The 25342-nt window shown below is 71.6% G+C and carries 25 protein-coding genes, 1 pseudogene and 1 riboswitch; of the genes and pseudogenes, 19 read left to right on the forward strand and 7 right to left on the reverse strand.

What is annotated here, in order from left to right; translation table 11 throughout:
* Positions 1 to 41 precede the first annotated feature (41 nt).
* Together AC5P1C_RS12190 and AC5P1C_RS12195 are read right to left on the reverse strand one after the other, a co-directional pair.
* Complete coding sequence (locus AC5P1C_RS12190) at positions 42 to 1178, reverse strand: alpha/beta hydrolase (RefSeq protein WP_493865778.1); 1137 nt, start codon at positions 1176 to 1178, stop codon at positions 42 to 44.
* Between the two features lie 111 nt (positions 1179 to 1289).
* On the reverse strand, positions 1290 to 1958 hold the full coding sequence (locus tag AC5P1C_RS12195; RefSeq protein ID WP_493865779.1) for a class II aldolase/adducin family protein: 669 nt from the start codon (positions 1956 to 1958) through the stop codon (positions 1290 to 1292).
* A gap of 108 nt (positions 1959 to 2066) precedes the next feature.
* On the opposite strand from AC5P1C_RS12195, the gene AC5P1C_RS12200 reads away from it, so the two are divergent.
* From AC5P1C_RS12200 to AC5P1C_RS12220, 5 genes are all read left to right on the forward strand, one after another.
* Positions 2067 to 2807, forward strand: a complete 741-nt coding sequence (locus tag AC5P1C_RS12200; protein WP_493865780.1) for a lysozyme — start codon at positions 2067 to 2069, stop codon at positions 2805 to 2807.
* Positions 2808 to 2998: 191 nt separating this feature from the next.
* On the forward strand, positions 2999 to 4273 hold the full coding sequence (locus AC5P1C_RS12205) for an inorganic phosphate transporter (protein WP_493865781.1): 1275 nt from the start codon (positions 2999 to 3001) through the stop codon (positions 4271 to 4273).
* 12 nt (positions 4274 to 4285) lie between these two features.
* Complete coding sequence (locus AC5P1C_RS12210; protein ID WP_493865782.1) at positions 4286 to 4525, forward strand: hypothetical protein; 240 nt, start codon at positions 4286 to 4288, stop codon at positions 4523 to 4525.
* 239 nt (positions 4526 to 4764) lie between these two features.
* The gene (locus tag AC5P1C_RS12215) at positions 4765 to 5619 is read left to right on the forward strand and encodes a helix-turn-helix domain-containing protein (protein WP_493865783.1); all 855 of its coding nucleotides are present in this window, start codon (positions 4765 to 4767) and stop codon (positions 5617 to 5619) included.
* A 43-nt stretch (positions 5620 to 5662) separates the two neighbouring features.
* Positions 5663 to 6214 carry a hypothetical protein gene (locus AC5P1C_RS12220; RefSeq protein WP_493865784.1) on the forward strand — a complete coding sequence of 184 codons (552 nt, stop codon included), beginning with the start codon at positions 5663 to 5665 and terminating at the stop codon, positions 6212 to 6214.
* Here AC5P1C_RS12220 and AC5P1C_RS12225 read toward each other — a convergent pair.
* Positions 6147 to 6455 carry a hypothetical protein gene (locus AC5P1C_RS12225; protein WP_493865785.1) on the reverse strand — a complete coding sequence of 103 codons (309 nt, stop codon included), beginning with the start codon at positions 6453 to 6455 and terminating at the stop codon, positions 6147 to 6149. The genes AC5P1C_RS12220 and AC5P1C_RS12225 overlap by 68 nt on opposite strands.
* Entirely contained in the window at positions 6448 to 6666 is a 219-nt protein-coding gene (locus AC5P1C_RS12230) for a DUF397 domain-containing protein (RefSeq protein WP_493865786.1), read from the reverse strand. Before AC5P1C_RS12230 ends, AC5P1C_RS12225 begins: the two co-directional genes overlap by 8 nt.
* Before the next feature lie 245 nt (positions 6667 to 6911).
* Positions 6912 to 7046, forward strand: a riboswitch (cobalamin riboswitch).
* A gap of 123 nt (positions 7047 to 7169) precedes the next feature.
* Here AC5P1C_RS12230 and AC5P1C_RS12235 point away from each other — a divergent pair.
* The 5 genes from AC5P1C_RS12235 (at position 7170) to AC5P1C_RS12255 (ending at position 13755) form a co-directional block, all read left to right on the forward strand.
* Positions 7170 to 8108, forward strand: coding sequence for a cobalamin biosynthesis protein (locus AC5P1C_RS12235; protein WP_493865787.1), 939 nt, complete (start codon positions 7170 to 7172; stop codon positions 8106 to 8108).
* On the forward strand, positions 8108 to 9640 hold the full coding sequence (locus AC5P1C_RS12240) for a cobyric acid synthase (RefSeq protein WP_493865788.1): 1533 nt from the start codon (positions 8108 to 8110) through the stop codon (positions 9638 to 9640). Before AC5P1C_RS12235 ends, AC5P1C_RS12240 begins: the two co-directional genes overlap by 1 nt.
* A gap of 67 nt (positions 9641 to 9707) precedes the next feature.
* On the forward strand, positions 9708 to 11789 hold the full coding sequence (locus AC5P1C_RS12245; RefSeq protein ID WP_493865789.1) for a putative cobaltochelatase: 2082 nt from the start codon (positions 9708 to 9710) through the stop codon (positions 11787 to 11789).
* Complete coding sequence (cobO, locus tag AC5P1C_RS12250) at positions 11789 to 12397, forward strand: cob(I)yrinic acid a,c-diamide adenosyltransferase (protein WP_493865790.1); 609 nt, start codon at positions 11789 to 11791, stop codon at positions 12395 to 12397. The genes AC5P1C_RS12245 and cobO overlap by 1 nt, the downstream gene beginning before the upstream one ends.
* Positions 12391 to 13755, forward strand: a complete 1365-nt coding sequence (locus AC5P1C_RS12255; RefSeq protein WP_493865791.1) for a cobyrinic acid a,c-diamide synthase CobB — start codon at positions 12391 to 12393, stop codon at positions 13753 to 13755. Before cobO ends, AC5P1C_RS12255 begins: the two co-directional genes overlap by 7 nt.
* A gap of 64 nt (positions 13756 to 13819) precedes the next feature.
* On the opposite strand, the gene AC5P1C_RS12260 is transcribed toward AC5P1C_RS12255, so the two are convergent.
* The gene (locus AC5P1C_RS12260; protein WP_493865792.1) at positions 13820 to 14551 is read right to left on the reverse strand and encodes a ZIP family metal transporter; all 732 of its coding nucleotides are present in this window, start codon (positions 14549 to 14551) and stop codon (positions 13820 to 13822) included.
* 156 nt (positions 14552 to 14707) lie between these two features.
* Here AC5P1C_RS12260 and cbiE point away from each other — a divergent pair, with 156 nt between their 5' ends.
* From cbiE to cobC, 4 genes and pseudogenes are all read left to right on the forward strand, one after another.
* Positions 14708 to 16009 (forward strand): precorrin-6y C5,15-methyltransferase (decarboxylating) subunit CbiE, encoded by a 1302-nt coding sequence (cbiE, locus tag AC5P1C_RS12265; RefSeq protein WP_493865793.1) that lies wholly within the window; start codon positions 14708 to 14710, stop codon positions 16007 to 16009.
* Between the two features lie 29 nt (positions 16010 to 16038).
* Positions 16039 to 16437 (forward strand): annotated as a pseudogene (locus tag AC5P1C_RS12270) (cobalamin biosynthesis protein); the annotation flags it as partial.
* Between the two features lie 59 nt (positions 16438 to 16496).
* Positions 16497 to 17339 (forward strand): sirohydrochlorin chelatase, encoded by an 843-nt coding sequence (locus AC5P1C_RS12275; protein ID WP_493865794.1) that lies wholly within the window; start codon positions 16497 to 16499, stop codon positions 17337 to 17339.
* A 4-nt stretch (positions 17340 to 17343) separates the two neighbouring features.
* Positions 17344 to 18405, forward strand: a complete 1062-nt coding sequence (cobC, locus tag AC5P1C_RS12280) for an Rv2231c family histidinol phosphate aminotransferase CobC (RefSeq protein WP_493865795.1) — start codon at positions 17344 to 17346, stop codon at positions 18403 to 18405.
* 112 nt (positions 18406 to 18517) lie between these two features.
* Here cobC and AC5P1C_RS12285 read toward each other — a convergent pair whose 3' ends face one another.
* On the reverse strand, positions 18518 to 19456 hold the full coding sequence (locus AC5P1C_RS12285; RefSeq protein ID WP_493865796.1) for an SCO1860 family LAETG-anchored protein: 939 nt from the start codon (positions 19454 to 19456) through the stop codon (positions 18518 to 18520).
* A gap of 346 nt (positions 19457 to 19802) precedes the next feature.
* Here AC5P1C_RS12285 and AC5P1C_RS12290 point away from each other — a divergent pair, with 346 nt between their 5' ends.
* Positions 19803 to 20627, forward strand: a complete 825-nt coding sequence (locus AC5P1C_RS12290; protein WP_493865797.1) for a 2-phosphosulfolactate phosphatase — start codon at positions 19803 to 19805, stop codon at positions 20625 to 20627.
* Between the two features lie 26 nt (positions 20628 to 20653).
* Here the strand turns inward: AC5P1C_RS12290 and AC5P1C_RS12295 are convergent, their stop codons facing one another.
* A complete protein-coding gene (locus AC5P1C_RS12295; protein WP_493865798.1) occupies positions 20654 to 21745 on the reverse strand; it encodes an amidohydrolase family protein in 1092 nt (363 codons plus the stop codon).
* 55 nt (positions 21746 to 21800) lie between these two features.
* Between AC5P1C_RS12295 and AC5P1C_RS12300 the strand changes: the two genes are divergently transcribed.
* From AC5P1C_RS12300 to ectB, 4 genes are all read left to right on the forward strand, one after another.
* Positions 21801 to 22937, forward strand: a complete 1137-nt coding sequence (locus AC5P1C_RS12300; RefSeq protein ID WP_493865799.1) for a pyridoxal-phosphate-dependent aminotransferase family protein — start codon at positions 21801 to 21803, stop codon at positions 22935 to 22937.
* Positions 22938 to 22972: 35 nt separating this feature from the next.
* Entirely contained in the window at positions 22973 to 23104 is a 132-nt protein-coding gene (locus AC5P1C_RS12305) for a mycothiol transferase (RefSeq protein ID WP_493865800.1), read from the forward strand.
* Between the two features lie 332 nt (positions 23105 to 23436).
* Complete coding sequence (gene ectA / locus AC5P1C_RS12310) at positions 23437 to 23985, forward strand: diaminobutyrate acetyltransferase (RefSeq protein WP_493865801.1); 549 nt, start codon at positions 23437 to 23439, stop codon at positions 23983 to 23985.
* Between the two features lie 73 nt (positions 23986 to 24058).
* On the forward strand, positions 24059 to 25330 hold the full coding sequence (gene ectB, locus AC5P1C_RS12315) for a diaminobutyrate--2-oxoglutarate transaminase (RefSeq protein ID WP_493865802.1): 1272 nt from the start codon (positions 24059 to 24061) through the stop codon (positions 25328 to 25330).
* Positions 25331 to 25342: the final 12 nt, after the last annotated feature.

The following is a 25342-nucleotide window of genomic DNA, read 5'->3' on the forward strand; positions in this document are numbered from 1 at the left end:
TGGTGACGCTCCGCAACGCTCGGTCGAGGGGGTCGCGCCCGCTACATGAGGGGCGTGAGGAAGCGCCGCAGCGCCTCTTCGTAGCCCGCGGGGTCGGCGTTCCACATGGCTCCGTGGGGCGCATCCGGAACGGTGTGGAGAGTGACCAGCTCCGGTCGCCGCTCGGCCAGTTGACGGGAGAGCGCCCAGGGGGCGATCACGTCGTCGGGGCCGTGGAAGAGGAGGGTGGGGACCTTGAGCACCTCGGGGTGGGCCGCCTCCAGGATGCGGTCGCCGCGCAGGCCCGTGCGGCCCTGGGCGGCGCGCACCGCGAGCGGCAGGAGGGGACCCGGCGTGCGCCGGGCCGCGGCGAGCGCCCGCAGCGTGGTCTCCCAGTTGAGCACCGGGGAGTCCAGGACGAGTCCGCTGATCCGCTCGCGCAGGGCCGAGTACGCGGCGGCGTGCAGGGCCATGGCGGCCCCGGTGGACCAGCCGTGCAGGATCACGTTCTCCGCCCCGTAGCGCACGGCGTAGCGGATGGCCGCGTCCAGGTCGCGCCACTCGGTCTCGCCGAGGTGGCCGAGGCCGTCCGGGGAGCGGGGCGCGCCGATGTCTCCGCGGTAGGCGAGGTCGAGCACGGGGAACTGCTGGCGGTGCAGGAAGTCCATGACGACCATGGGGTGCTCGCGGGTCGTGCCCAGGCCGTGCACGGTGATCACCCAGGTGTCGCGGACGCCCGGCACGAACCAGGCGGGCAGGCCGCCGAGTTCGCCGGGGATGTCGACGTCCGCGTGGTCGATGTCAAGGGCGGCGTGCGGGTCGCCGATGTGGACCTGCGGGGTGAGCCAGACCTTGTCGCCGGGGTCGAGGGAGCCGTGCGTGACGCGCTCCAGGCGGCGTACGACGGTGTCCGCCGCGTGCGGCGCGGAGTCCAGGACGGGGCCGATCACGGCATGGCTGCCGTTGCCGCTGAGGCCGTACGTGCCGGGGCGGAGGCTCGCGAGGGCGCGGGTCAGGGCGACCTGGCCCGCGGCCGTGGAGTGGACCGTGAGCCGGGGCTCGGTCGGCAGAGGGCGGCCCGCGGGTGCTTTCAGGGCCGCGTTGCTGGCGAACCGGCCCGCGGCGACGGCGGCTGCGCCGCCCAGGAGGGCGGTGGTGACGGCGGTGACGGCCGTTGCCGTCGCTTTGGCTGGGCGCACCTGCTCAGTGTCGGGCCCGGGGTGAGCCAGGGCCAGTGGGCGGGGCCCGCGGAGTGATGGCAGCCCTGGACGGGCCCCGGAGTGGTGCGGCCCCTGGGCGCGACGCCCGCCTCAGCGCTGCCCGTAGCCCCGCAGCCTGTCCTCCGCTTCCCTCAGCTGCCCCGCGGACAGGAGCGTCGGGGCGTGCCCCGGGATCGCGCTGGCCGTCAGCCAGAGGCGGGACATCCATTCGAGCTGTGCCGTGCGGTCGTACGCCTGGTCCAGAGTGTCTCCGTATGTGATGGTTCCGTGGTTCTGCAGCAGGCAACCTGTGCGCTCCCTGAGGGCCCGGAGCATGTTCTCGGCCAACTCGTCGGAGCCGTACGGCGCGTACCGGGCGACCCGGACCGGGCCGCCGAGAGCCGCCGCCATGTAGTGGATGGGCGGGAGCTCGGGGACGAGGGTGGAGACGGCGGTGGCGTGCACCGCGTGGGTGTGGACCACGGCTCCGGCGTCCGTGGTGCGGTAGACCGCCAGGTGCATGGGCAGTTCGCTGGTCGGTGCGAGGTCACCGAAGAGCTGGTTGCCGTCCACGTCGACACCGACCGCGTTCTCGGGCCCGAGGCGGTTGTACGGGACGCCGCTGGGGGTGACCAGGATCGTGCCGCCGACGCGCACCGAGACATTGCCCGACGTGCCGACCACCAGGCCGTCCGCCACCGTCCTGCGGGCCGCGGCCACCAGCTCGCTCCACGCCCGCTCCATCGCGTCCCGCCGGTCTTCGCCCCGCTGCTCCGTCATGCGGTGATCCTGCCAGCCGCGGCACGTGGCTTGCGATCGACCAGCGTTCAACGATCTTCCAGTACCCTCCGGGGGATTTGTCATGCACGTCGCCATCCGGGGGGAAATATGGCTCGTGACCACAATCCGTCCCGTCGCAGGGCCCGAGTCATCGCGGCCTCAGTAGCGACGCTGGCCCTTGGGGGGACCGCCCTCGCCGAGATTCCGGTTTCGGCGGCGGGCAAGCCGAAGGGACACGACGTCTCGTCGCACCAGAAGAACGTCAACTGGCAGAAGGCGAAGAGCAAGGGCGCGCGCTTCGTCTACGTGAAGGCCACCGAGTCCCACACGTACCGCAACCCGTACTTCGACCAGCAGTACAACGGCTCCCGCGGCGCGGGCATCATCCGCGGCGCGTACCACTTCGCCGTGCCGAACAAGTCGTCGGGCAAGAAGCAGGCCGCGTACTTCATGGACCACGGCGGCCGGTGGCGCGCGGACGGCTGGACGCTGCCGCCGGCCCTCGACATCGAGCACGATCCATACGGCTCGCGGAAGTGCTACGGCGTCAGCAGGACCGGCATGGTCAACTGGATCAAGTCCTTCAGCAACGAGGTGAAGCGGCAGACGGGGCGGCGCCCCGTGATCTACACGACCACCAAGTGGTGGAACGACTGCACGGGCGGCAGCCGCGCCTTCGGTTCGAATCATCCGCTGTGGCTGGCGCGCTGGTCGTCGACGTCCGGGGCGCTGCCCAAGGGCTGGTCGTACCTGTCGATCTGGCAGTACGACAACAGCGGCAGCCTGCCGGGTGATCAGAATCTCTTCAACGGCTCGCTGAACCAGCTGAAGGGGTTCGCCCGGGGGTAGTCGGGCACCCTTGGAAGCCCGGATTCCGGGCCTCGTGCCGCCGCTCCGGGCGATCTCCGTCAGGGCCGTGACGGAACCGGAGTGGCGGTGCCTCGATTTGGGTCACCACACGGCCCGACCCAGTTCACTTTCCGTTCACCCGGGTTGCCTACGTTCCACTTGCCACTGACGTCCAACAGAAGCCTGGGTAAATGGAACACATCACGCTTCTCCTCGGGATCGTGATCGTTACCGCTCTCGTGTTCGACTTCACGAACGGTTTCCACGACACAGCCAACGCGATGGCTACCACCATCTCGACTGGCGCTCTCAAGCCCAAGACGGCGGTGGCCATGTCCGCCGTGCTGAATCTGGTCGGCGCTTTCCTGTCGGTCGAAGTCGCCAAGACGATCTCTGGCGGCATCGTCAACGAGGACGGACTGAAGACAGAGGTGATCTTCGCGGCCCTGGTCGGCGCGATCCTCTGGAATCTGCTGACGTGGCTGGTGGGCCTGCCCTCCAGCTCCTCCCACGCACTCTTCGGCGGCCTCATCGGCGCCGCTGTCATGTCGATGGGCTGGTCGTCGATCGACGGCGGCACCGTCGTCACCAAGATCCTGATCCCGGCCCTCGCCGCGCCCCTCGTGGCCGGCCTCGCCGCGATGGTGGCCACGCGCCTGACGTACCGCATCGGGCGCAACACCGACACCAAGGCGACCGCCAAGGGCTACCGCACCGGTCAGATCGCCTCCGCGGGCCTCGTCTCGCTGGCGCACGGCACGAACGACGCGCAGAAGACCATGGGCATCATCACGCTCGCCCTGGTCACCGGCGGTGTCCTGAACCCGGGCGCCAACCCCCCGATGTGGGTCATCGTCTCGGCCGGTGTCGCCATCGCGCTCGGCACCTACCTCGGCGGCTGGCGCATCATCCGCACCATGGGCAAGGGCCTCACAGACCTCCAGCCGCAGCAGGGCTTCGCCGCCCAGACCAGCGCCGCGACGGTCATCCTGGCCTCCTCCCACATCGGCTTCTCCCTCTCCACCACGCAGTCCTGCTCCGGTGCCGTGATGGGCGCGGGCCTCGGCCGCAAGGGCGGTGTGGTCCGCTGGTCCACCGCGACCCGCATGTTCGTCGCCTGGGGCCTCACGCTCCCGGCCGCCGGCCTGGTCGGCGCGGGCGCGGAGTTCCTCACCAAGCAGGGACCCTGGGGCATCGCGGCCACCGCCGCGCTCCTGGTGGGCGGCTCGGCCGTCATCTGGGTCCTGTCCCGGCGCAACGCCGTCGACCACACGAACGTCGCCGACGACGAGATCGGCGGCCCCTCGGCCGGCGAGCCCGCCGGTGTCGTGACCACCGCGATGGCCGCCGTCACTCCGCCGCCCACCGGGTCGGCCACGACGGACTCGGACGTCGACCCCGTCAAGGCCACCATCCCGGCCCCGACCGGCACCGTGGCGGACCCCGCCCGGCCCGCCACGGTGTAAGGAAAAGTCAGCATGGACATCGACTGGGCAGCTCTCGGCTCCGTGTTCGGAGTCAGCCTCGGTGTGACGGTGGCCCTGGTGGGCCTGTTCACCCTCGGCATCGTCGGCCTCTCCAAGCACGAGGCGGCAACGTCCGGTGCCGCGTCCGCCACGGGCGGCACCGCCCCCGCGGCGGCACGCACGGGCGCGTACCTGTGCTTCGCGCTCTGCGCGGCGGCCGTGGCGTACGGGATCTATCTGATCGTCGCCTGACGACGATCACGGCCTCACAAGAGCCGGGAACAAGAGCCGGGTGGGACGCACCTCAGGGTGCGTCCCACCCGGCTTTCGCGTGTCCGCGCATCCCTCCTTTCACACGTACGAGCGCATGCGATGCGGCGAAGTGACATATGGCATAATGGCATCGAGCTGTCTGCTAGCGTCGGCTGCACATATCGCCACCTGCCTTATGTCAAAACTCTCAACAGCCGTGACGACAGCGAGGAGCCACCATGTCGAGGGATGTCGACCCGAGCCTGAATCGCCGCAGGCTGCGCATCGCACTCCGCAAGGCCCGCGAGGCCACGAAGCAGTCACAGGGCCAGGCCGCCCACGCACTCGACTGGTCGCTGTCCAAGATCATGAGGATCGAGCAGGGCACGGTCAGCCTCTCCGTGACCGATCTGCGCGCGCTTCTCCAGCAGTACGGGGTGAGCGACCCGGAGCTCACCGAGGAGCTCGAAGAAGCCGCCCGCGGATCCAAGGGCGCCAGCTGGTGGAGCCAGTACCACGACATCATCGGGCCTCAGTTCAGCCAGTACTTGGGGTACGAGAGCGCCGCCGCGTCCTTTCGCACGTACAACCCGATCATCGTGCCCGGCCTTCTGCAGACGGACGAGTACGCGATGGCACTCCTCGCCCCGCGCGTCGACGAGGCGCGGGCGCGGAGGATCGTGGAGCTGCGGACAGCGCGCCAGGAGCGCGCCCTGGAGGGCGAGAACCCGCCCTTCACGTTCTTCGTCGTAGACGAGGCCGCACTGCACCGGCAGATCGGCGGACCACGCGTGCAGCGCGCCCAACTGCAGCGCCTCATCGACATCTCCGCGCACCCGAAGGTGTCCCTCCAGGTACTGCCGTTCACATCGGGCGCCCACTACTCCACCCTGAGCAGCTTCATCCTGCTCGGCTTCCTCGACGACGAGGACCTGCTCTACCTGGAAGCCCAGGGAAACCAGTCGATCCGTGACGACCACGAGCTGATCGTGCGTCACCAGGAGTGCTTCGAATCCCTCCGCGAGACCGCATGCGCCGGAGAGACCGCCATCGACCTGATCCATCGGATCAGGGACGGCATTGACAGCAGCTGACCTCCCGGCCCAAGGAGTCCGGGAGGAGCGAGGAGGCCTCAAGATGCCAGCCGCGTTGCGAGAGTGGTGGTGTGAGGTCCTCGCGGCCATCAGGCGGCCACTGTGGGGAAGCGGTGGTTCGGGTGGTGCGCAAGGTGGCGGTGGGGCCTCCACCGGCAGCCCCGCGGGCCCGACCGCCGATGCCACCGGCGGCGCCGCTCTCGGACAGACACCGGCCGACGGCCCCTCGTACAACCAACTCGTCCGCGAAGCAATGACCGACCAGGGCCGTACGGACCGGATGGACACGCTGGACCGCCATCGCACGGACGACAACGTCCGGCTGTTCACGACCAGGATCGTCTACTGCACCGGCTGCATACTCGTTCTGCTGGTGACACTCACCGGAGTGCTCGTCGTCCTGGGCGCCGTCGGCATGACGGGCTTCTGGACGGTCGGCTCGGTGATCGCCGTCTTCTCGGCCCCGGTGATCGCGCTGAGTCGCCAGCTCGCGAAGCTGATCTCACAGGCCGGGGAAATCCCCACGCTCAGCGACGACCGCCGCGCTGTGATTCCCGCTCAGCGGCCCGAGCCCAAGGCAGACGATCCTGCCTGAACTCGGCGAAGCCCCACCACAGGCCCACGGACACCGAGGCCACCGCGGCCACGAGGACCCAGATGGCCAGCCGCGCCGCCGTCCCCTCGACCAGCAGGGAAGCCGCCACGCCGACCAGGGTGACGGCCGCACCGAGCAGCGCACACCCCGCCGCGACCGCGACAACACCGGACGCCTTCCCCTTCCCCCCGTGCACACCGCTCACCAGGTGCCGTACTTCAGCGAGATGATGCTCAGTCATCCTGTCCCCCCTCCCTCTCCCCCGCGCCGCCGAGAGCGTTCAGGAACGCTTGCCAGCGCTCGATGGAGAAGACGACGCGTGGCCCCGACGGGTTCTGCGAATCACGGACGATCACCGCTTCCCGCGCGAGGGCGACTTCGACGCAGTCTCCTTCGTCCCCGCTGAAGCTGCTCCTGCGCCACAACCGTCCGGACGACTTCTCATGGGACACGCCGACCTCCCCCTACCGGAGAGTCGGTATCCCGCACGATAGCGCCGTGATCTCCGCAGGCCGACAGCTCTGCCGAGAACCACCGCACCACGTAACGACCCGGACCAAATCACTCGTGGACCGCTCTCCCGTTGTCGTGTTCCAGTCTAGGAAAGTTCAATTTCCAGGCCTAGGGAGAAATCGGCCCCATGTGGGCCTCGGCACACTCTCCCGTCCCAGGTCAACGGCAAGTTGACGGGCGTTCGCGGGCGTGGTGGACTGCCGGAGCCATTACGGCGGCAGGAGAGGAAGCCGGTGCGAATCCGGCGCGGTCCCGCCACTGTCATCGGGGAGCTGCCTCCTCGGAAGCCAGGAACTCTCGCCCGTCGGTCACGTCGAACCAGGGCGCGGACACCCTGAGTGAGGACATATCGCCATGCGCGGCCGCCCGTTGCCGGTCTCTGTGCCCCTGCCCGTCCAGGCCGGGCCCCTCGCTCCTCTCCACGTCCCGGCCGGCTGAACGCATGCGTGCCGATCGCGACTTCGCGTACGGCGCCGCCGCCGGCCTCCTCGGTGATCTGCTCCTCGGCGATCCTCGCCGCGGGCATCCGGTCGCCGCGTTCGGGCGGGCGGCGGGCGCCGTCGAGCGTGTGCTGTGGCGTGACCACCGGGGGTGGGGCGCGCTGCACGCCGTGGTGTGTGCCGGGGGTGCGGCCGGTGCCGCCGTCCTGGTCTCTTCTCTTGTACGTGACTCACGTGCCGCGTCCGTCGCGCTGACCGCCGCCACGACTTGGGCCGTGGTCGGCGGGACCTCGCTCGGACGTGAGGCGCGGGCCGTCGGCGGAGCGCTCGCCGCCGGGGACATCGAGGTGGCGCGGGAGCGGCTGCCGCATCTGTGCGGGCGGGATCCGCAGGCGCTCGACGCCGACGGCATCGCGCGGGCCGTGGTCGAGTCCGTCGCCGAGAACACGTCCGACGCCGTGGTCGGGGCGCTCGTGTGGGGCGCTCTCGGCGGGGTGCCGGGGCTCGTCGCCTTCCGGGCCGTCAACACGCTCGACGCGATGGTCGGGCACAAGTCCGTGAAGTACCGGCGATATGGGTGGGCTTCGGCCCGCATGGACGACGTCCTGGGGTGGCCGGGCGCCCGGCTCACCGCAGTGCTCGCCGCTGCCGCCGGGGACGCTCCGAGGGGAGCGCTGCGGGCCTGGCGCGCGGACGCCTCGAAGCATCCGAGCCCGAACGCGGGGCCCGTCGAGGCCGCCTTCGCCGGGGCGTTGGGCGTACGGCTCGGGGGGACCCTCTCGTACGGAGGCCGGGTGGAGCACCGGCCCGTCCTGAACACGGACGGGCGGGCCGTCGAGGTGGCGGACATCGAGCGGGCCGTGCGGTTGTCGCGGCAGGTCGGGCTGCTGGCCCTTGGGGTCGCGGCAGTGGTGAGCACTATGCGGAAAGGCAGGGCCTGATGAGTGGTGGGCTGCTCGTTGCCGGGACCACGTCCGACGCGGGGAAGAGCGTCGTCACCGCCGGGATCTGCCGGTGGCTGGCCCGCAAGGGGGTCTCCGTCGCGCCCTTCAAGGCGCAGAACATGTCCCTCAACTCCTTTGTCACGCGCGAAGGCGCCGAGATCGGGCGGGCCCAGGCCATGCAGGCGCAGGCGGCCCGGGTCGAGCCGAGCGCGCTGATGAACCCCGTGCTGCTCAAGCCGGGCAGCGACCGCAGCAGTCAGGTCGTCCTCATGGGCAAGCCCGTGGGCGAGATGACCGCGCGCGGCTACCACGGCGGGCGGCAGGAAGCGCTGCTCTCCACCGTCATGGGATGCCTCGAAGAGCTTCGGGGCAGCTATGACGCCGTGATCTGCGAAGGCGCGGGCAGCCCCGCCGAGATCAATCTGCGGCGTACCGACATCGTGAACATGGGGATCGCGCGGGCCGCCCGCTTCCCCGTCGTGGTCGTCGGCGACATCGACCGCGGTGGCGTCTTCGCCTCGTTCTTCGGGACGACGGCGCTGCTCGCCGCCGAGGACCAGGAACTGATCGCCGGGTATCTCGTGAACAAGTTCCGGGGCGACGTCTCGCTGCTCGAACCCGGGCTCGACATGCTGCTCGGGCTCACCGGGCGGCGTACGTTCGGTGTGCTGCCGTTCCAGCACGGCCTCGGCATCGACGAGGAGGACGGCCTTCGGGTGTCCCTGCGGGGTGCCGTCAGGGAGTCCGTCGTCGCTCCCCCGGTCGGTGAGGACGTGCTGCGGGTCGCCGTCTGCGCCGTACCCCTGATGTCCAACTTCACGGACGTGGACGCCCTGGCCGCCGAACCGGGCGTCGTCGTGCGGTTCGTGGACCGGGCCGAAGAACTCGTGGACGCCGATCTCGTGATCGTGCCGGGCACGCGCGGCACCGTGCGCGCCCTGGAGTGGCTGCGCGAGCGCGGCCTCGCGGACGCCATCGCGCGGCGCGCCGCCGAGGGGCGGCCCGTGCTCGGGATCTGCGGTGGCTACCAGGTGCTCGGCGAGCACATCGAGGACGACGTCGAGTCGCGGGCGGGGGCCGTGGACGGGCTCGGCCTGCTGCCCGTGCGCGTGCGGTTCGCGCGCGAGAAGACCCTCGAACGGCCGGTCGGCGAGGCACTCGGCGAGCGCGTCGAGGGGTACGAGATCCATCACGGCGTCGCTCAAGTCCTGGGCGGAGAGGCGTTCATCTCTGATGGCGATGGACACGGCTTGGACGGCTGCCGGGTCGGCGAGGTGTGGGGCACGCACTGGCACGGCTCCCTGGAGAGCGACGCGTTCCGGCGCCGCTTCCTGACCGAGGTCGCCCGCGCCGCAGGGCGCCGCTTCGTGCCGGCGCCCGACACCAGCTTCGGCGCGCTGCGCGAGGAACAGCTCGACCTGCTCGGCGATCTGATCGAGGAGCACGCGGACACGGACGCGCTGCTCGGCCTGATCGAGAACGGCCCCCCGTCCGGCCTCCCCTTCATCGCACCGGGGGCACCCTCATGACCCGCGGAGGGGGACGCGCGCGATCCGCCGTCCCCTGCCCCGCCCCGAACCACGCAATGGAGGCCTTGTGAGCACCCCCTATCCGTTCACCGCTCTCGTCGGGCAGGACGACCTGCGGCTCGCCCTGCTGCTCAACGCGGTGTCGCCCGCCGTCGGCGGTGTCCTCGTCCGCGGGGAGAAGGGCACCGCCAAGTCCACTGCCGTGCGCGCCCTTTCGGCCCTGCTCCCGCAGGTGCCCGTCGTCGCCGGATGCCGCTTCTCCTGCGACCCGGCCGCCCCCGATCCCGCCTGCCCCGATGGCCCGCACGACGTCGGCGGTGCCTCGGTGCGGGACGCGCGGATGGTCGAACTTCCCGTCGGTGCCTCCGAGGACCGTCTGGTCGGGGCGCTCGACATCGAGCGGGCGCTCTCCGAGGGTGTGAAGGCCTTCGAGCCCGGCCTGCTCGCCGACGCCCATCGCGGCATCCTCTACGTCGACGAAGTCAACCTGCTGCACGACCACTTGGTGGACCTGCTCCTCGACGCCGCCGCCATGGGCGCCTCGTACGTCGAGCGCGAGGGCGTGTCCGTGCGGCACGCGGCGCGGTTCCTCCTCGTGGGCACCATGAACCCCGAAGAGGGCGAACTGCGCCCGCAGTTGCTCGACCGGTTCGGGCTCACCGTCGAGGTCGCCGCGTCGCGCGAGACCGATCAGCGGGTCGAGGTCGTACGGCGGCGGCTCGCGTACGACGACGACGCGGAGGGCTTCGCCGCGCGGTGGCACGACGACGAGTCCGCGCTGCGGGAGCGGATCGTCGCGGCGCGGGCGCTGCTGCCCCAAGTGCGGCTCGGCGACGGGGCGTTGCGGCAGATCGCGGCCACCTGTGCGGCCTTCGAGGTCGACGGGATGCGGGCCGACATCGTGATGGCGCGTACCGCGACGGCGCTGGCCGCCTGGGCGGGGCGCGGTGACGTACTCGCCGAGGATGTGCGCCAGGCCGCTCTCCTCGCGCTTCCGCACCGGCGCCGGCGCAACCCCTTCGACGCTCCGGGGCTCGACGAGGACAAGCTCGACGACACGCTGGAGCAGGCGGACGACGGCCGGCACGAGGAGAACGCCGGGAACGACGGGGACGACGATCCCGAGCCCGACGGCGACGGTCCCGGCGGTGGCGGGCAGCCGCCCCAGGGCGGCCCCGACACGCCTGACGTGCCCGACCAGCGTGCTCCGCATGACTCTCCGGCCGACGACGGCGAGAGCGGCCCACAGGACGGCCCACAGGAGCAGGAACCCGCGCAGGCCCCCGCCGCCGGTGGCGGTGCCGGGGAGCAGCAGGCCGTGCGGGCCTCCGAGCCCTTCCGTACGAAGATGCTGAGCGTCCCCGGCCTCGGTGAGGGTGCCGCGGGGCGCCGCTCGCGGGCGCGGACCGAGCACGGGCGGACCACCGGGGCCCGGCGGCCCCAAGGGGCGCTCACCAAGCTGCACTTGGCGGCCACCGTGCAGGCGGCGGCCCCGCATCAGCGCGCGCGTGGGCGCTCGGGTCGTGGGCTCGTCGTACGACGGGACGATCTGCGGCAGGCGACGCGGGAGGGGCGTGAGGGGAACCTCGTGCTCTTCGTCGTCGACGCCTCCGGGTCCATGGCCGCGCGGCAGCGGATGAGCGCCGTGAAGGGCGCGGTCCTCTCGCTGCTGCTCGACGCCTACCAGCGGCGGGACAAGGTCGGGCTCGTCACCTTCCGCGGGAATGACGCCGAGGTGGCGCTGCCGCCCACCTCGTCCGTCGACGCCGCCGCCGCCCGGCTGGAGACGCTGCCCACGGGCGGGCGTACGCCCATCGCGGCCGGGCTGCTCAAGGCGCACGACGTGCTGCGGGTGGAGCGGCTGCGGGACCCGGCGCGCCGTCCGCTGGTCGTGGTCGTCACGGACGGCCGGGCCACGGGAGGCGTGGAGCCGGTGGCCAGGGCGGGGCGTGCCGCGCGGCTGTTCGGGGCGGCCGGGATCGCATCCGTGGTCGTCGACTGCGAGTCGGGGCACGTACGGCTCGGGCTCGCGGGACAGCTGGCGGGCGAGCTCGGCGGGACGGCCGTGACGCTCGACGAACTGCGGGCGGAGTCCATCGCCGGGCTCGTCAAGGACGTACAGGGAACTCATACGAGGAGCGTGGCCTGATGCCTCAGGGACAGCCGAACGTGGTGCCGGACGACGGGCTCACCACGCGCCAGCGGCGCAATCGACCGCTGGTGATGGTGCACACCGGGATCGGCAAGGGGAAGTCCACCGCCGCTTTCGGGATGGCGTTGCGCGCGTGGAATCAAGGGTGGTCCATCGGGGTCTTCCAGTTCGTGAAGTCGGCGAAGTGGAAGGTCGGCGAGGAGAACGCCCTGAAGGTGCTCGGCGCGAGCGGTGAGGGCGGCTCCGTGGACTGGCACAAGATGGGCGAGGGCTGGTCGTGGATCCAGCGCGCGCCCGCCGATGGCGAGTTGAGCAACGAGGAGAAGGCCCGCGAGGGCTGGGAGCAGGTCAAGCGTGACCTCGCGGCGGAGACGTACCAGATGTACGTCCTCGACGAGTTCGCCTACCCCATGCACTGGGGCTGGATCGACACGGACGAGGTGATCGAGGTCCTCCGGAACCGTCCCGGCCATCAGCATGTCGTGATCACCGGGCGCAACGCGTCGGACGCCCTGATCGAGTTCGCCGATCTCGTCACCGACATGTCCAAGGTCAAGCATCCGATGGACGCCGGTCAGAAGGGTCAGAGGGGCATCGAGTGGTAGCTCGCCTCGTCGTCGCCGCGCCGTCCTCCGGGTGCGGCAAGACGACCGTGGCCACGGGTCTGATGGCCGCGTTCTCGGAAGCCGGGCTCGCCGTGTCCCCGCACAAGGTGGGTCCCGACTACATCGATCCCGGGTATCACGCGCTCGCCACCGGGCGCCCCGGGCGGAATCTCGACGCCTATCTGTGCGGGCCCGCGATGGTGGCACCCTTGTTCAACCACGGGGCCCGCGGCAGCGATCTCGCCGTGGTCGAGGGCGTCATGGGGCTGTACGACGGGGCTTCCGGGCAGGGTGAACTCGCTTCCACCGCGCATGTGTCGAAGCTGCTCCGGGCCCCTGTGGTCCTCGTCGTCGACGCGTCCTCGCAGTCCCGCTCCGTCGCCGCGCTGGTGCACGGCTTCGCGTCCTGGGATCCCGAGGTGCGGATCGGGGGCGTGATCCTGAACAAGGTGGGGTCCGCGCGCCACGAGGAGCTGCTGCGGGACGCGCTCGACGAGTCCGGGGTGCCCGTCCTGGGCGCGCTGGGGCGGGTGCAGCAGGTCCGGGCGCCCGCACGGCATCTGGGGCTCGTCCCGGTGGCCGAGCGGCAGCTCGAAGCCGTCGAGTCGGTGGCCGCCCTGGCCTCACGGGTACGCGAGGGCTGCGACCTGGAGGCGATCCTCGCGCTGGCGCGCAGTGCGCCCGCGATGACCGGTGGGACGTGGGATCCGGCCGCCGCCGCTCCCACGGCGCAGGACGGGCCGCGGGCCGCTGCCCGTCGTCCGGTCGTCGCCGTCGCCGGTGGCGCCGCGTTCTCCTTCTCGTACGCCGAGCATGCCGAGCTGCTCACCGCCGCGGGCGCCGAGGTCGTCACCTTCGATCCGCTGAACGACGAGGAGTTGCCGGCCGACACCGCCGGACTGATCATCGGGGGCGGGTTCCCCGAGGTGTACGCGCCCGAGCTCTCCGCCAACGAGCCGCTGCGGAAAGCCGTCGCCGAGCTCGCGCTGAGCGGGGCGCCCGTCGCCGCCGAATGCGCCGGACTGCTCTACCTGACCCGGGAGTTGGACGGAAAGCCGATGTGCGGCGTGCTCGACGCGCACTCCCGGATGTCCGAGCGGCTCACCCTCGGCTACCGCGAGGCCGTCGCCGTGTCCGACAGCCCGCTCGCGGCCGTCGGGACCCGGATGCGCGGGCACGAGTTCCACCGCACCGTCGTCGAACCGGGCGCGGGTGCGGCTCCCGCCTGGGGCATGCACTCCCCTCAACGGCGCGTCGAGGGCTTCGTACAGCAGGGTGTGCACGCGAGTTATCTGCACACGCACTGGGCCGCCGACCCGGGCGTCGCCCGTCGGTTCGTGGAGAGGTGCGCGGGATGACGGGCACGCCGGCGGGGGCCGGGCGGCGGGACGGGGCATGGTGACCCCGGTCCGTGTCATGGCCTCACTCCGCGATGCCCACCACCAGCCAGATGAACGCCGCCCCGGCCACCGTGCACAGCAGCGTCGAGCGCGCCGGATGCTCGTGGTGCGCCTCCGGCAGGATCTCCGCGGCGGCCAGGTAGAGCAGCGCGCCGCCGAAGAAGCCGAGATACACGCCGAGCAATTGCTCCGGAATGGTGAACAGGAGCGTCGACGCGGCGCCCGCCACCGGGGCAACCGCGTCCGCGAAGAGCATCGCGATGGCCTTGCGGCGGGCGTTCCCGTACAGACTGGTGAGCGTGTACGTGTTGAAGCCGTCCGCGAAGTCATGGGCGATGACCGCGAGCGCCACCGCCACCCCCATGCCGCCGCCCACCTGGAACGCGGCGCCGATCGCGACACCGTCCATGACGCTGTGTCCGACCATCGCCCCGGCCGCCGTCAGGCCCACCTGCGGGACCCGGCCGTTCGCGTGCTCGTCCGCCCCGTGGGCCGCCTGGCGGCCCGCGAGGAGGCGTTCCACCAGGTGCGCGAGGAGGAAGCCCGCGACGAACAGGAGCAGCGCCGCCGGTACGCCGAAGACCGGCTCGCCCGCGGCCTCCAACGCCTCCGGGAGCAGGTCGAGTCCGACCACGCCGAGCATCAGACCGCCCGCGAGTCCCAGGACGAGGTGGCGCCGGTCAGTGACCCGCTGGGCCGTCCAACCGCCCACCAGAGTCATCACAAAGGCGCCGAGCGCCACGAACACGGCCATGCGCCCTTGCTAGCCGATCGACCCCCTGCCTCGCACATCCACATCCACTTGTGACTCGGACACCACCCGTTCTTCACTCGTACGAGAGGAATCCCCACCCATGGCCGACACCGTCCACGAGCGGGCCGCCGCGTCGCGTGCCGGGAAGGCCACATCGTGATCACTGTCATCGGTACGGGGACGGGGGCGCCGCTCGACGCGGCGGCCCTCGACGCGGTGCGGACGGCGGGGCTCGTCGTGGGGGCCCGGCGGCACATCGACGCCGCCGGGCTGCCGCCGGGGACGGCCCGGGTGGTGATGGGGCCGCTCGCTCCCGCGCTCGACGCCGTCGAGGAGCACCTGGCGAAGGCGGACGGGGCGACGGAGGGCGGCGGTGTCGTCGTGCTCGCCTCCGGGGACCCCGGGTTCTTCGGGATCGCGCGGGCGCTCGCCGAACGGTTCGGGTCCGCGGAACTCGACATCCGGCCCGGCGTCTCGTCCGTCGCCACCGCCTTCGCGCGGATCGGGCTGCCGTGGGACGACGCGGTCGTGGTCAGCGCGCACGGGGTCAGCGGGCAGGAGGACAGCGGGCACGCGCGTGATCTGCGCACCGCCGTGAACACCTGCCGCGCGCACCCCAAGGTGGCCGTCCTGACCGGCCCCGGCAGCGGCCCCGCCGAGCTCGGCGCCGAGCTGATGCGCCGCACCGACTCGCGCACCCTCGTCGTCGCCTCCGCCCTGGGCGACCCGGAGCGGGAGCGGGTCGAGCGGGTCACGCCCGCCGAGGCCGCGGGACGCGACTGGGGCACCGGGGCAGACGTCGTGCTCTGCCTGGACGAGGAACGGGCCGTCGCGCCCGTGCGCGCCCATGCCGGTTCCCGCCTCTCTCCGGCCCAATGGGCCCTGGACGAGGGCGAGTTCACCCACAGCACGTCGGTGATCACCACGTTCGAGGTGCGGGCGCTGGCCCTGGCCCGGCTCGGGCCGCGCCTGGGTGACCTGGTGTGGGACATCGGCGCGGGGTCCGGTTCGGTCGCCGTGGAGTGCGCGCGGTTCGGCGCGGCCGTGGTGGCCGTGGAGAAGACCCTCGACGGCGTCGAGCGCGTGCGCGCCAACGCCGCCGCGCACGGCGTGGACGTGCGGGCCGTACACGGGGCCGCGCCCACCGTCCTGTCCGATCTCTCGGATCCGGACGCCGTGTTCATCGGCGGCGGCGGTCGTGAGCTGCCTGCCATAGTGACCGCGTGCGCACGGCGGTCACGGCGGGCCGTCGTCGTCGCCACGGCGGCGATCGACCGCATACCGGCGGTGCGGGCGGCGCTGAGCGGTGCCGGGTACGACTGTGACGGCGTACTGCTGCAGTCTTCGCGGCTCGCGCGGCTGCCCGGCGAGGTCTCGCGGCTGGCAGCGGCCGACCCGGTCTTCCTGCTGTGGGGCACACGCCCTTCAACTCCCCTTCCGCAAGGTGCGGTTCGGTGACCGGCCCGTCCACCGCCGCAGCGGGCTCGTCTCTCGTGGTGGGCATCGGCGCCGGGAAGGGCGTGCCCGCCGAAGAAGTACGCGGACTCATCGAGGACGCGCTCCGGGACGCGGGGCTCTCCCCCGCCTCCGTCGCCGCGTTGGCCACGGTGGACGCGAAGGCCGGGGAGCCCGGCATCGTCGAAGCGGCCGCGCGGCTCGGCGTGCCGGTCGTGACGTACACGGCCGACGAGTTGGCCCGCGTCGACGTGCCGAACCCGTCCGACGCGCCGCTCGCCGCCACGGGTACGCCCTCCGTGGCGGAGGCCGCCGCGCTGAGCGGCGGCGGTGAACTCCTCGTACCCAAGCGGAAGTCGGCGCCCGAAGGCCGGGCGTCCATGGCGACCTGCGCGGTGGTGCGCCGACCCGGATCCGCGGGCCTGCGCGTGCCCCACGCGTGCGCATCTCGCCCCAACGAAACAGGCAAAGCAATCAAGGAGTCCACCGAGTGACCACCCCGCCCGCACTGCTCATCGCCGGCCACGGCACCCGGGACGAGGCCGGGGCGGCCGCCTTCCGGGACTTCGTGGAGGAACTGGCCCGCCGCAACTCCGAACTCAGCGTCGCCGGTGGCCTCGTCGAACCGTCGTCGCCACCGCCGCGGCTGGGCGAGGCGGTCGCCGACCTCGTGGAACGGGGCTCGAAACGTGTCGCGGCCGTCCCGCTGACGCTGGTGCCGGCCGAGCACGCCGAAGGTGCCGTGCGGGCGGCGCTCACCCCCGAGCAGGAGCAGCACCCTGGCGTCTCCTGCACCTACGGCCGCCCCATCGGCCCGCACCCCTCGCTCCTGAAGGTCCTCGGCCGCCGTCTCGATGAGGCGCTCGGCGGCTCGGCCCGCACACCCCAGGACCGCGCGAACGTCACGGTATTGCTCGTCGGTCAGGGTGCGACCGACCCGGCCGCCAACGCCGAGGTCCACAGGGCGGCGCGGCTGCTGTGGGAGGGGCGCGGTTACGCAGGCGTGGAGACGGCGTTCGTGTCGCTCGCGGCGCCGGACGTGCCGTCGGGCCTCGACCGCTGCGTGCTCCTCGGCGCGCGGCGCATCGTGGTCCTGCCCTATTTCCTTCTCGCGGGCGCCCTGCCGGAGCGGCTCGTCCAGCAGACGGAGGGCTGGGCGGCGGCGCACCCCGACATCGATGTGCGCTCGGCGGACGTGATCGGCCCCGAGGAGGAGCTGCTCGACCTCGTGATGGAGCGCTACAGGGAGGCGGCCGAGGAGGAGCAGCGGATGACCTGCGGCTCATGCGGGTGCCACGGCGCGGCGACGAGGACTCATGCGTACTCCCACTGAGCACATGGAACCCACTGAACACGAGGACGGGCCCGATCTCCGGCATCACGGGGATGCCGAGGTCCGGGGCGCCGCGGACCTCACCGACCTCGCGGTGAACGTCCGCGCGAACACCCCGCCCGCCTGGCTGAAGCAACACCTCGCCGCCTCGCTCGACGGCCTGGCCGCCTATCCGGACGGCCGTGCGGCGCGGGCGGCGGTTGCGGCGCGGCACGGCGTGACCCCGGACCGGGTGCTGCTCACCTCGGGCGCGGCGGAGGCGTTCGTACTCATCGCACGCGCCCTGAAGGTACGTCAGCCCGTGGTGGTCCACCCGCAGTTCACCGAGCCCGAGGCGGCGCTGCGGGATGCGGGGCACGTGGTGGGGCGGGTACTGCTCCGCGAGGAGGAGGGGTTCCGCCTCGCGGGGGCGCAGGTGCCACAGGGCGCCGATCTCGTGGTGATCGGCAATCCGACGAACCCGACGTCCGTCCTCCATCCGGCGGCCTCGATCGCCGAACTCGCCCGCCCTGGGCGGATGTTGGTGGTGGACGAGGCGTTCATGGACGCGGTGCCCGGTGAGCGGGAGGCGCTGGCGGGCCGTACGGACGTGCCGGGGCTCGTGGTGCTGCGGAGCCTCACCAAGACGTGGGGCCTTGCGGGGCTGCGGATCGGCTACGTCCTGTCCGACCCGGAGACGATCGCGACGCTGGCGGCGGCGCAGCCCTTGTGGCCGGTTTCGTCGCCCGCGCTCGCAGCGGCGGAGGCGTGCGTGGCGCCTGCGGCGCTCGCGGAGGCGACTGCGGCGGCGGAGCGGATCGCCGCCGATCGGGCCTATCTCCTGGGCGGGCTGCGGCAGTTCGCTCCCTACGGGGTGCGGGCCGTGGAGGACGCCGACGGACCCTTCGTCCTGCTCCGGGCGCCTGAGGCCCCCGTCCTCCGCGCTCGGTTGCGGGAGCAGGGGTTTGCCTTGCGGCGGGGCGATACGTTTCCGGGGCTCGGGGTCGAGTGGCTGCGGGTCGCGGTGCGGGATCGGGGGACGACCGATCGGCTTTTGGGGGCGGTGGGGGTGGCGTTGGAGGGCTGACGCCCCGGGTGCTTCGGCTGCCGTCATCACCGGCTTCGCCGAGTTCGTCCTCGAACGCCGGACGGGCTGGATATGGCCCGTCCGGCGTCCGAGGCCCCCGCGGGGCCCCGCCTCAGCCCTTACGCACCCGCCGAGCCATCACAACCGCCCCGCCCCCTGCCGCGAGCAGCGCCGCCCCGCCACCCAGCAGATACGGAGTGGCCGAATTCCCCCCGGTCTCGGCGAGGTTCGCCTCAGCCGGCTTCTCCGGCTTCGCGGCAACCGGCTTCTTCCCCGCACCCCCCTGCGGCTCCACCGGAGCCGAGGGCTTCGGCTCCGCCACGGCCGCCGCGGGCGCCTCGCACGACGCGCCCGCCAGCGTCACCGTCCCCTCCACCTCCGCGACATTCAGCTTCAGGGGGTTCACGGACACCTTCAGCTCCAGCGCGGACGCCGCCGCCGTACGCGACGTCGTGTGCGTCTTCGACAGGTCGAGCCGCACCTCTCCGACCCCCGGCACCTTCACCTGGGTCGTGCCGCCCGCCGACAGCGTGACCTTCTTGCCGAGCACCGTCACCCCGCCCAGCAGGTTCGCCTCGGCGACCGGCCGCTTGCCCGCCGCGCAGACCGCCTTGGACGTCACCTGCTCGACCTCGATCAGGGAGAGCAGGGGCAGACCCGGTACGTGCATCCTGGCCCGCGCGATGTTGCTGTACCCCTCCGCCTTCCCCTTCTCGGCGGTCGCCTTCGCGGTGGCGACGTCCGCCCGCAGCACGCTGAACGCCTGCCCGCCGTTGACCCCGTCGAGCTTGGCGGTGAGCGCGGTCTTCTCGGCACTGGCCGGCGCCTGCACTTCGTTGAGCGAGACCCTGAGCGGGACGTTCACGGTCTTGTTGAGCAAGGACACGTCGAGCCCGGTGCGCAGCACGACGGCGTTCGCGCGGCCCTTGTCGCCGCCCGTCGCCGAGGCGGGACCCGCGGCGGCGAGCACCATGGGCCCGGCCACGAGAGCCGTGGCGGTGGCGATCACGCCGAGGCGGCGTGCGGGCAGGCGGAAGGTGTTGCTGTTCAAGGTGGTGGAACCCCCACAAGAGTTACGGAGCCGCCGGGAGCGTCGCGCTTCGCTGGATGGGGACATCGCTTGAGCGCGACCCCGGCAACATCGACAGAGGGAATCTTTACGCACTGAGAGTGAATAGCCAGCGACCGAGCGTGAGTTCACTCCAAAGGGAGGTTTCCGCCCCTGCTTTCGAATCTTTCGGCACGTGCGTTCCCCACAGTCACCCGAGCAACTCCCTGGCTCGAACACATCGGTTGACGCCGGGGCCATGGCGGAATGATGTGTAACGAGCCGCGTGCCGTGCGCGTAACGCTCCGTCAATATGAGGCAGATGGGACACATGAGGAACACGGAGCGCATGGAGCACACGAGCGACGAGGCGTGGTCCGCGCAGAGTGAGTACGCGGTGCGGTTCGAGTGGGGGCCCGAAGGCGCCCGGCGGCTCGTGGCGGGCGGGGACGTGGCGTGTCTGGTCGTGGTCGACGTGCTCTCGTTCACGACTGCCGTGTCCGTCGCGGTGGACACGGGGACGGAGGTCTTCCCCTACGCGTGGCGGGACGAGAGCTCCGTCGCCTTCGCCGCCGAGCGGGGCGCCGAACTGGCCGTGGGGCGGCGGGCGATGACCGCCGGGTCACCGTGGTCCCTCTCCCCCGCCGCACTGCGCCGGGCGCCCTTCACGCCCCGCCTCGTGCTGCCCTCGCCCAACGGGTCCGCGATCGCCGCGGCGGTGGGCACCTCCGGTGCGGTCGTCGCTGCCGGGTGCCTCAGGAACGCGGCGGCCGTGGGGAGTTGGCTCGCGGGGCAGGGGTACGGGGTGCCCGAGCGTCCGGTCGCGGTGGTCGCCGCGGGTGAGCGGTGGGGCGACGGGGGGTTGCGGCCCGCCCTGGAGGATCTGCTGGGGGCGGGGGCCATCGTCTCCGCGGTCGCCTCCGCGGTTGTCTCCTCGCATGTCCCGCCGGTGAGCGGAGCCGGGGTCTCCCCGGAAGCCTCCGCGGCGGCTGCGTCGTACGCGTCCTGTGCGGATGTCGCCTCCACGGTCGCCGACTGCGCGTCGGGGCGGGAGCTGCGGGGCTACGGCTTCGCGGAGGATGTGGCCGTGGCCGTGGAACTGGGGGCTTCGGAGCGGGTGCCGGTGCTGGTGGACGGGGCGTTCACGGCCCCGAACACCGGACGGGCTGAATAAGCTCGGGCTGAATAAGCCTGCCCGGCCTACCCCACCACCCTCCCGTTCAGCACGACCCTCCGCGGATTCCCCAACACCCCCACGTCCTCCCGCGGATCGGCCGCGTACACCACCAGGTCCGCCGGCGCCCCCTCCTCCAACCCGGGCCTCCCCAGCCAGGACCTCGCCCCCCACGTCGTCGCCGACAGCGCGTCCACCACCGGGATCCCGGCGCGCCTGAGCTCGGCCACCTCGGCGGCGACGAGACCGTGGGCCAGCGAACCCCCGGCGTCCGTACCCGCGTACACGGGCACGCCCGCGTCGTAGGCGGCCCGCACCGTGTCGTAGCGCCGCTCGTACAACTGCCGCATGTGGCGCGACCACTTGGGGAACTTCGACTCGCCACCGTCGGCCAGCGCCGGGAACGTCGCGATGTTCACCAGCGTCGGGACGATCGCGACGCCCCGCTCGGCGAAGAGCGGGATCGTCTCCTCGGTCAGGCCCGTGGCGTGCTCGATGCAGTCGATGCCCGCCTCCACCAGGTCGCGCAGGGAGTCCTCGGCGAAGCAGTGCGCCGTCACCCGCGCGCCCAGGCGGTGCGCCTCGGTGATCGCCGCCTCCACCTCGGGCCGGGGCCAGCACGCCGTCAGGTCTCCCGCATCGCGATCGATCCAGTCGCCGACCAGCTTGACCCAGCCGTCGCCGCGTCGCGCCTCCCGGGCGACGTACGCGACGAGGTCGGGGGGCTCGATCTCATGGGCGTAGTTGCGGATGTAGCGGCGCGTGCGCGCGATGTGGCGGCCCGCCCGGATGATCTTCGGGAGGTCCTCGCGGTCGTCGATCCAGCGGGTGTCCGACGGTGAGCCCGCGTCGCGGATGAGGAGGGCTCCGATCTCGCGGTCGGTCAGCGCCTGCTTCTCGGCCGTCGCCGCGTCCACCGGGCCGTGCGCGTCGAGGCCCACGTGGCAGTGCGCGTCGACGAGCCCGGGGAGGGTCCAGCCCTGGATCGTCGTGACGTCCGTCGCCCCGACCGGACGGTCGTACGTCACCCTGCCCCCGACCACCCACAATTCGTCCCGGACGTCGTCCGGTCCGACGAGCACCCGCCCCTTCACGTGCAGCACCGTGTGATCGCTCATGTACAGCAGCTTAGGAGCCTGTCGGTACGCTCGTTCCGGCAACCCGAACGAACTCGTGAGCGAAGTGAGCAGTGAAGTGAGCAGCACCGTGACGACGCACCCCTTCCTTGACCTGGCACCTCTCAGTGCCCAGCACTTCGCCTCCATCGAGGAGCGCGTCGCCGGGCTGCTCTCCACCTCGCAGGACGTCGTGATCATGCAGGGTGAGGCGCTGCTCCCCTTGGAGGGCTGTATCCGGGGGGCGGCGCGGCCCGGCACGACCGCGCTGAACGTCATCACCGGGCCCTACGGACAGACGTTCGGGAACTGGCTGCGGGACTGCGGCGCGACCGTCGTCGATCTCGCCGTTCCCTTCCACACCGCCGTGACGGCGGAGCAGGTCCGCGACGCGCTCGCCGAGCACCCCGAGATCGACTTCGTCTCGCTCGTCCATGCCGAGGCCGCCACCGGCAACACCAATCCCGTCGCCGAGATCGGTGAGGTCGTCGCCGAGCACGGCGCCCTCTTCATGCTCGACGCCGTCGCCTCGGTGGCCGCCGAGCCGCTGCTTCCGGACGCGTGGGGCGTGGACCTGTGCGTGATCGGTGCGCAGAAGGCGATGGGCGGCCCCGCGGGTGTGTCGGCCGTCTCGGTGAGCGAGCGGGCCTGGACGCGCCTCGCCGCCAATCCGCAGGCGCCGCGCCGCTCCTACCTCTCCCTCCTGGACTGGAAGGAGCGGTGGATCGACGGCGGGCGCAAGGCACTGCTGCACGCCCCGGCCCAGTTGGAGATGCTGGCCCTCGAAGCGTGTGTGGAGCGCATCGAGGCGGAGGGGCTCGACGCGCTGATGGCGCGGCACGCCACCGCAGCCGCGGCGACCCGCGCGGGCGCGATCGCACTGGGCGGCGGCCTCGAGCCGTACGTCCACGAGGCGCAGGACGCCGCCCCGGTCGCCACCACGCTGCGGGCCCCGGCCGGTGTCGACGCCTCGGAGCTCGTCGCCAAGGCGCTCGCGGCGGACCCGGTGCTTCCGCTGGTCGCCGGTGGCGGCGCCCTTGCCACGGAGATGATCCGGGTGAACCACTACGGTCCGGACGCGACCCGTGGCGTCGTGCACGCCTCGCTCGCCGCTCTGGGCGCCGCGATGGGCGAGGCCGGTCTCGCAGTGGACCTCGAAGCGGCACGGCGCGCGGTGACGGCCGCCTGGCGGTAGGCGCCCGCCCGCCACGGGGCAGCACGGGGTGCCCCATGGCGACAGCGAACAGCGGCCGTCCGAAGCGGCCGGCGGGAATCCTGGTCCACCTCATCGAGGAGTACGCGCGACACAACGGTCACGCCGATCTCCTCAGGGAGGGAATCGACGGAGCGACCGGGCCGTAAATACTCTACGTAAATTCACGGACGCATTCTCACCGCTTCTTTATCCACTTTATGAGCACAGCTTCCCGTATTCTTCTGCCCGCTTTCCAGAGAGCTAAACACTAAGATTTCGACAGGGCGAAGTCTCACAATACGGACATGCTTCGAGGGAGTTACGGTTCTGTGACGTACTCCACATCGCGAGCGGTATGCCCCCTATGACCCGCTCAAAATAGGCCATAGCGCCGGGGATTCCTGCGGGCGCGCACCCCCGCGTGATAACACATCAGGCGCTCCGAAGTAACCCCTCCCGGCGATGCAATTAAAGAAATTGCTCGGTAAATTCAATCCGCATGACCGCTGCACAAGCCGATCTACCGACCGACCTGCAAGCGAATTACCTGGAAATGCCCGAGGGGTTGCGCATCGACACCCCCGACGTCGCCGACGGCGCCGCGATCTGGCGGATCGCCCGCGACTCGAAGGTGTTGGACCTCAACTCCTCGTACAGCTACCTGCTGTGGTGCCGCGACTTCGCGGCGACCTCCGTGGTGGCCCGGGACGCGAACGGTGAGCCCGCGGGGTTCATCACCGGCTACATCCGGCCCGAGCGGCCGCGCACCCTGGTGGTCTGGCAGGTGGCCGTCGACCAGGCGCACCGAGGCCGCGGCCTTGCCGGTGCGCTGCTCGACGGGCTGACCTCCAAGGTCGCCGCCGACCGTGAGCTGGTCTCGGTCGAGACGACCATCACGCCGGACAACAAGCCCTCCGAGCGGCTCTTCACCTCCTACGCACAGCGCCACGGAGCGTCCGTCGAGCGCACCGTGCTCTTCGATGCGGGGCTCTTCCCCGAGGAGGGGCACGAGCCCGAGGTCCTGTTCCTGATCGAACCAGTCGGCTGAGTTCCGCTCTTCCCCCCACGCACCACCCGTCACCCCCCACTCCCAAGACTTTCCATCTCCCAGGAGATCTGCTGTGACCATCACCCAGCCCGACCTGAGCGTCTTCGAGACCCTGGAGTCGGAGGTGCGCAGCTACTGCCGCGGTTGGCCCACTGTCTTCGACCGTGCGCAGGGCAGCCGCATGTTCGACGAGGACGGCCACTCGTACCTCGACTTCTTCGCCGGGGCCGGATCGCTCAACTACGGCCACAACAACCCGGTCCTCAAACGCGCCCTGATCGACTACCTGGAGCGCGACAGCGTCGTCCACGGTCTCGACATGTCGACGACCGCCAAGCGCGCGTTCCTGGAGTCCTTCCAGAACATCATCCTGCGCCCGCGTGACCTGCCGTACAAGGTCATGTTCCCGGGCCCGACGGGCACCAACGCCGTCGAGTCCGCGCTGAAGCTGGCCCGCAAGGTCAAGGGCCGCGAGTCGATCGTGTCGTTCACGAACGCCTTCCACGGCATGTCGCTCGGCTCCCTCGCGGTGACCGGCAACGCCTTCAAGCGCGCCGGCGCGGGCATCCCGCTGGTGCACGGCACGCCGATGCCCTTCGACCGCTACCTCGAGGGCAAGACCCCCGACTTCGTCTGGTTCGAGCGCCTCCTGGAGGACCAGGGCTCCGGCCTCAACCAGCCCGCCGCCGTGATCGTCGAGACGGTCCAGGGCGAGGGCGGCATCAACGTCGCCCGCGCCGAGTGGCTCCGCAAGCTCGCCGACGTGTGCGAGCGCTGGGACATGCTCCTGATCGTCGACGACATCCAGATGGGCTGCGGCCGTACCGGCGCGTTCTTCTCGTTCGAGGAGGCGGGCATCACGCCGGACATCGTGACGGTGTCCAAGTCCATCAGCGGCTACGGGATGCCGATGGCGCTGACGCTGTTCAAGCCCGAGCTCGACGTCTGGGAGCCGGGCGAGCACAACGGCACCTTCCGCGGGAACAACCCGGCGTTCGTCACGGCCGCCGCCGCCCTGGAGACCTACTGGTCCGACGGCCCGGCCATGGAGAAGCAGACGCGCGCCCGCGGCGAGCAGGTCGAGGAGGCGTTCAAGGCGATCGTCGACGAGAACCCCGGCGCCATCAAGGAGTACCGCGGCCGCGGCCTGGTCTGGGGCATGGAGTTCCTGGACAAGTCGCGCGCCGGAGCCATCGCCAAGCGGGCCTTCGAGCTGGGCCTGCTCATCGAGACCTCCGGCCCCGAGAGCGAGGTCGTCAAGCTCCTTCCGGCGCTGACGATCAGCGCCGACGAGCTGGACGAAGGACTGCGCACGCTCGCGCGTGCGGTTCGCGAGACCGCCTGATCGGTGCGGGAC

This window comes from Streptomyces sp. A18, assembly GCF_059026065.1.

Bases quoted from the DNA above. Each gene is read 5' to 3' on its own strand.
- AC5P1C_RS12195 (WP_493865779.1), bottom strand. From the start codon at position 1,958: ATGACGGAGCAGCGGGGCGAAGACCGGCGGGACGCGATGGAGCGGGCG.
- AC5P1C_RS12200 (WP_493865780.1), top strand. From the start codon at position 2,067: ATGGCTCGTGACCACAATCCGTCCCGTCGCAGGGCCCGAGTCATCGCG.
- AC5P1C_RS12205 (WP_493865781.1), top strand. From the start codon at position 2,999: ATGGAACACATCACGCTTCTCCTCGGGATCGTGATCGTTACCGCTCTC.
- AC5P1C_RS12210 (WP_493865782.1), top strand. From the start codon at position 4,286: ATGGACATCGACTGGGCAGCTCTCGGCTCCGTGTTCGGAGTCAGCCTC.
- AC5P1C_RS12215 (WP_493865783.1), top strand. From the start codon at position 4,765: ATGTCGAGGGATGTCGACCCGAGCCTGAATCGCCGCAGGCTGCGCATC.
- AC5P1C_RS12220 (WP_493865784.1), top strand. From the start codon at position 5,663: ATGCCAGCCGCGTTGCGAGAGTGGTGGTGTGAGGTCCTCGCGGCCATC.
- AC5P1C_RS12225 (WP_493865785.1), bottom strand. From the start codon at position 6,455: ATGACTGAGCATCATCTCGCTGAAGTACGGCACCTGGTGAGCGGTGTG.
- AC5P1C_RS12235 (WP_493865787.1), top strand. From the start codon at position 7,170: ATGCGTGCCGATCGCGACTTCGCGTACGGCGCCGCCGCCGGCCTCCTC.
- AC5P1C_RS12240 (WP_493865788.1), top strand. From the start codon at position 8,108: ATGAGTGGTGGGCTGCTCGTTGCCGGGACCACGTCCGACGCGGGGAAG.
- cobO (WP_493865790.1), top strand. From the start codon at position 11,789: ATGCCTCAGGGACAGCCGAACGTGGTGCCGGACGACGGGCTCACCACG.
- AC5P1C_RS12260 (WP_493865792.1), bottom strand. From the start codon at position 14,551: ATGGCCGTGTTCGTGGCGCTCGGCGCCTTTGTGATGACTCTGGTGGGC.
- cobC (WP_493865795.1), top strand. From the start codon at position 17,344: ATGGAACCCACTGAACACGAGGACGGGCCCGATCTCCGGCATCACGGG.
- AC5P1C_RS12290 (WP_493865797.1), top strand. From the start codon at position 19,803: ATGGAGCACACGAGCGACGAGGCGTGGTCCGCGCAGAGTGAGTACGCG.
- AC5P1C_RS12295 (WP_493865798.1), bottom strand. From the start codon at position 21,745: ATGAGCGATCACACGGTGCTGCACGTGAAGGGGCGGGTGCTCGTCGGA.
- AC5P1C_RS12305 (WP_493865800.1), top strand. From the start codon at position 22,973: ATGGCGACAGCGAACAGCGGCCGTCCGAAGCGGCCGGCGGGAATCCTG.
- ectA (WP_493865801.1), top strand. From the start codon at position 23,437: ATGACCGCTGCACAAGCCGATCTACCGACCGACCTGCAAGCGAATTAC.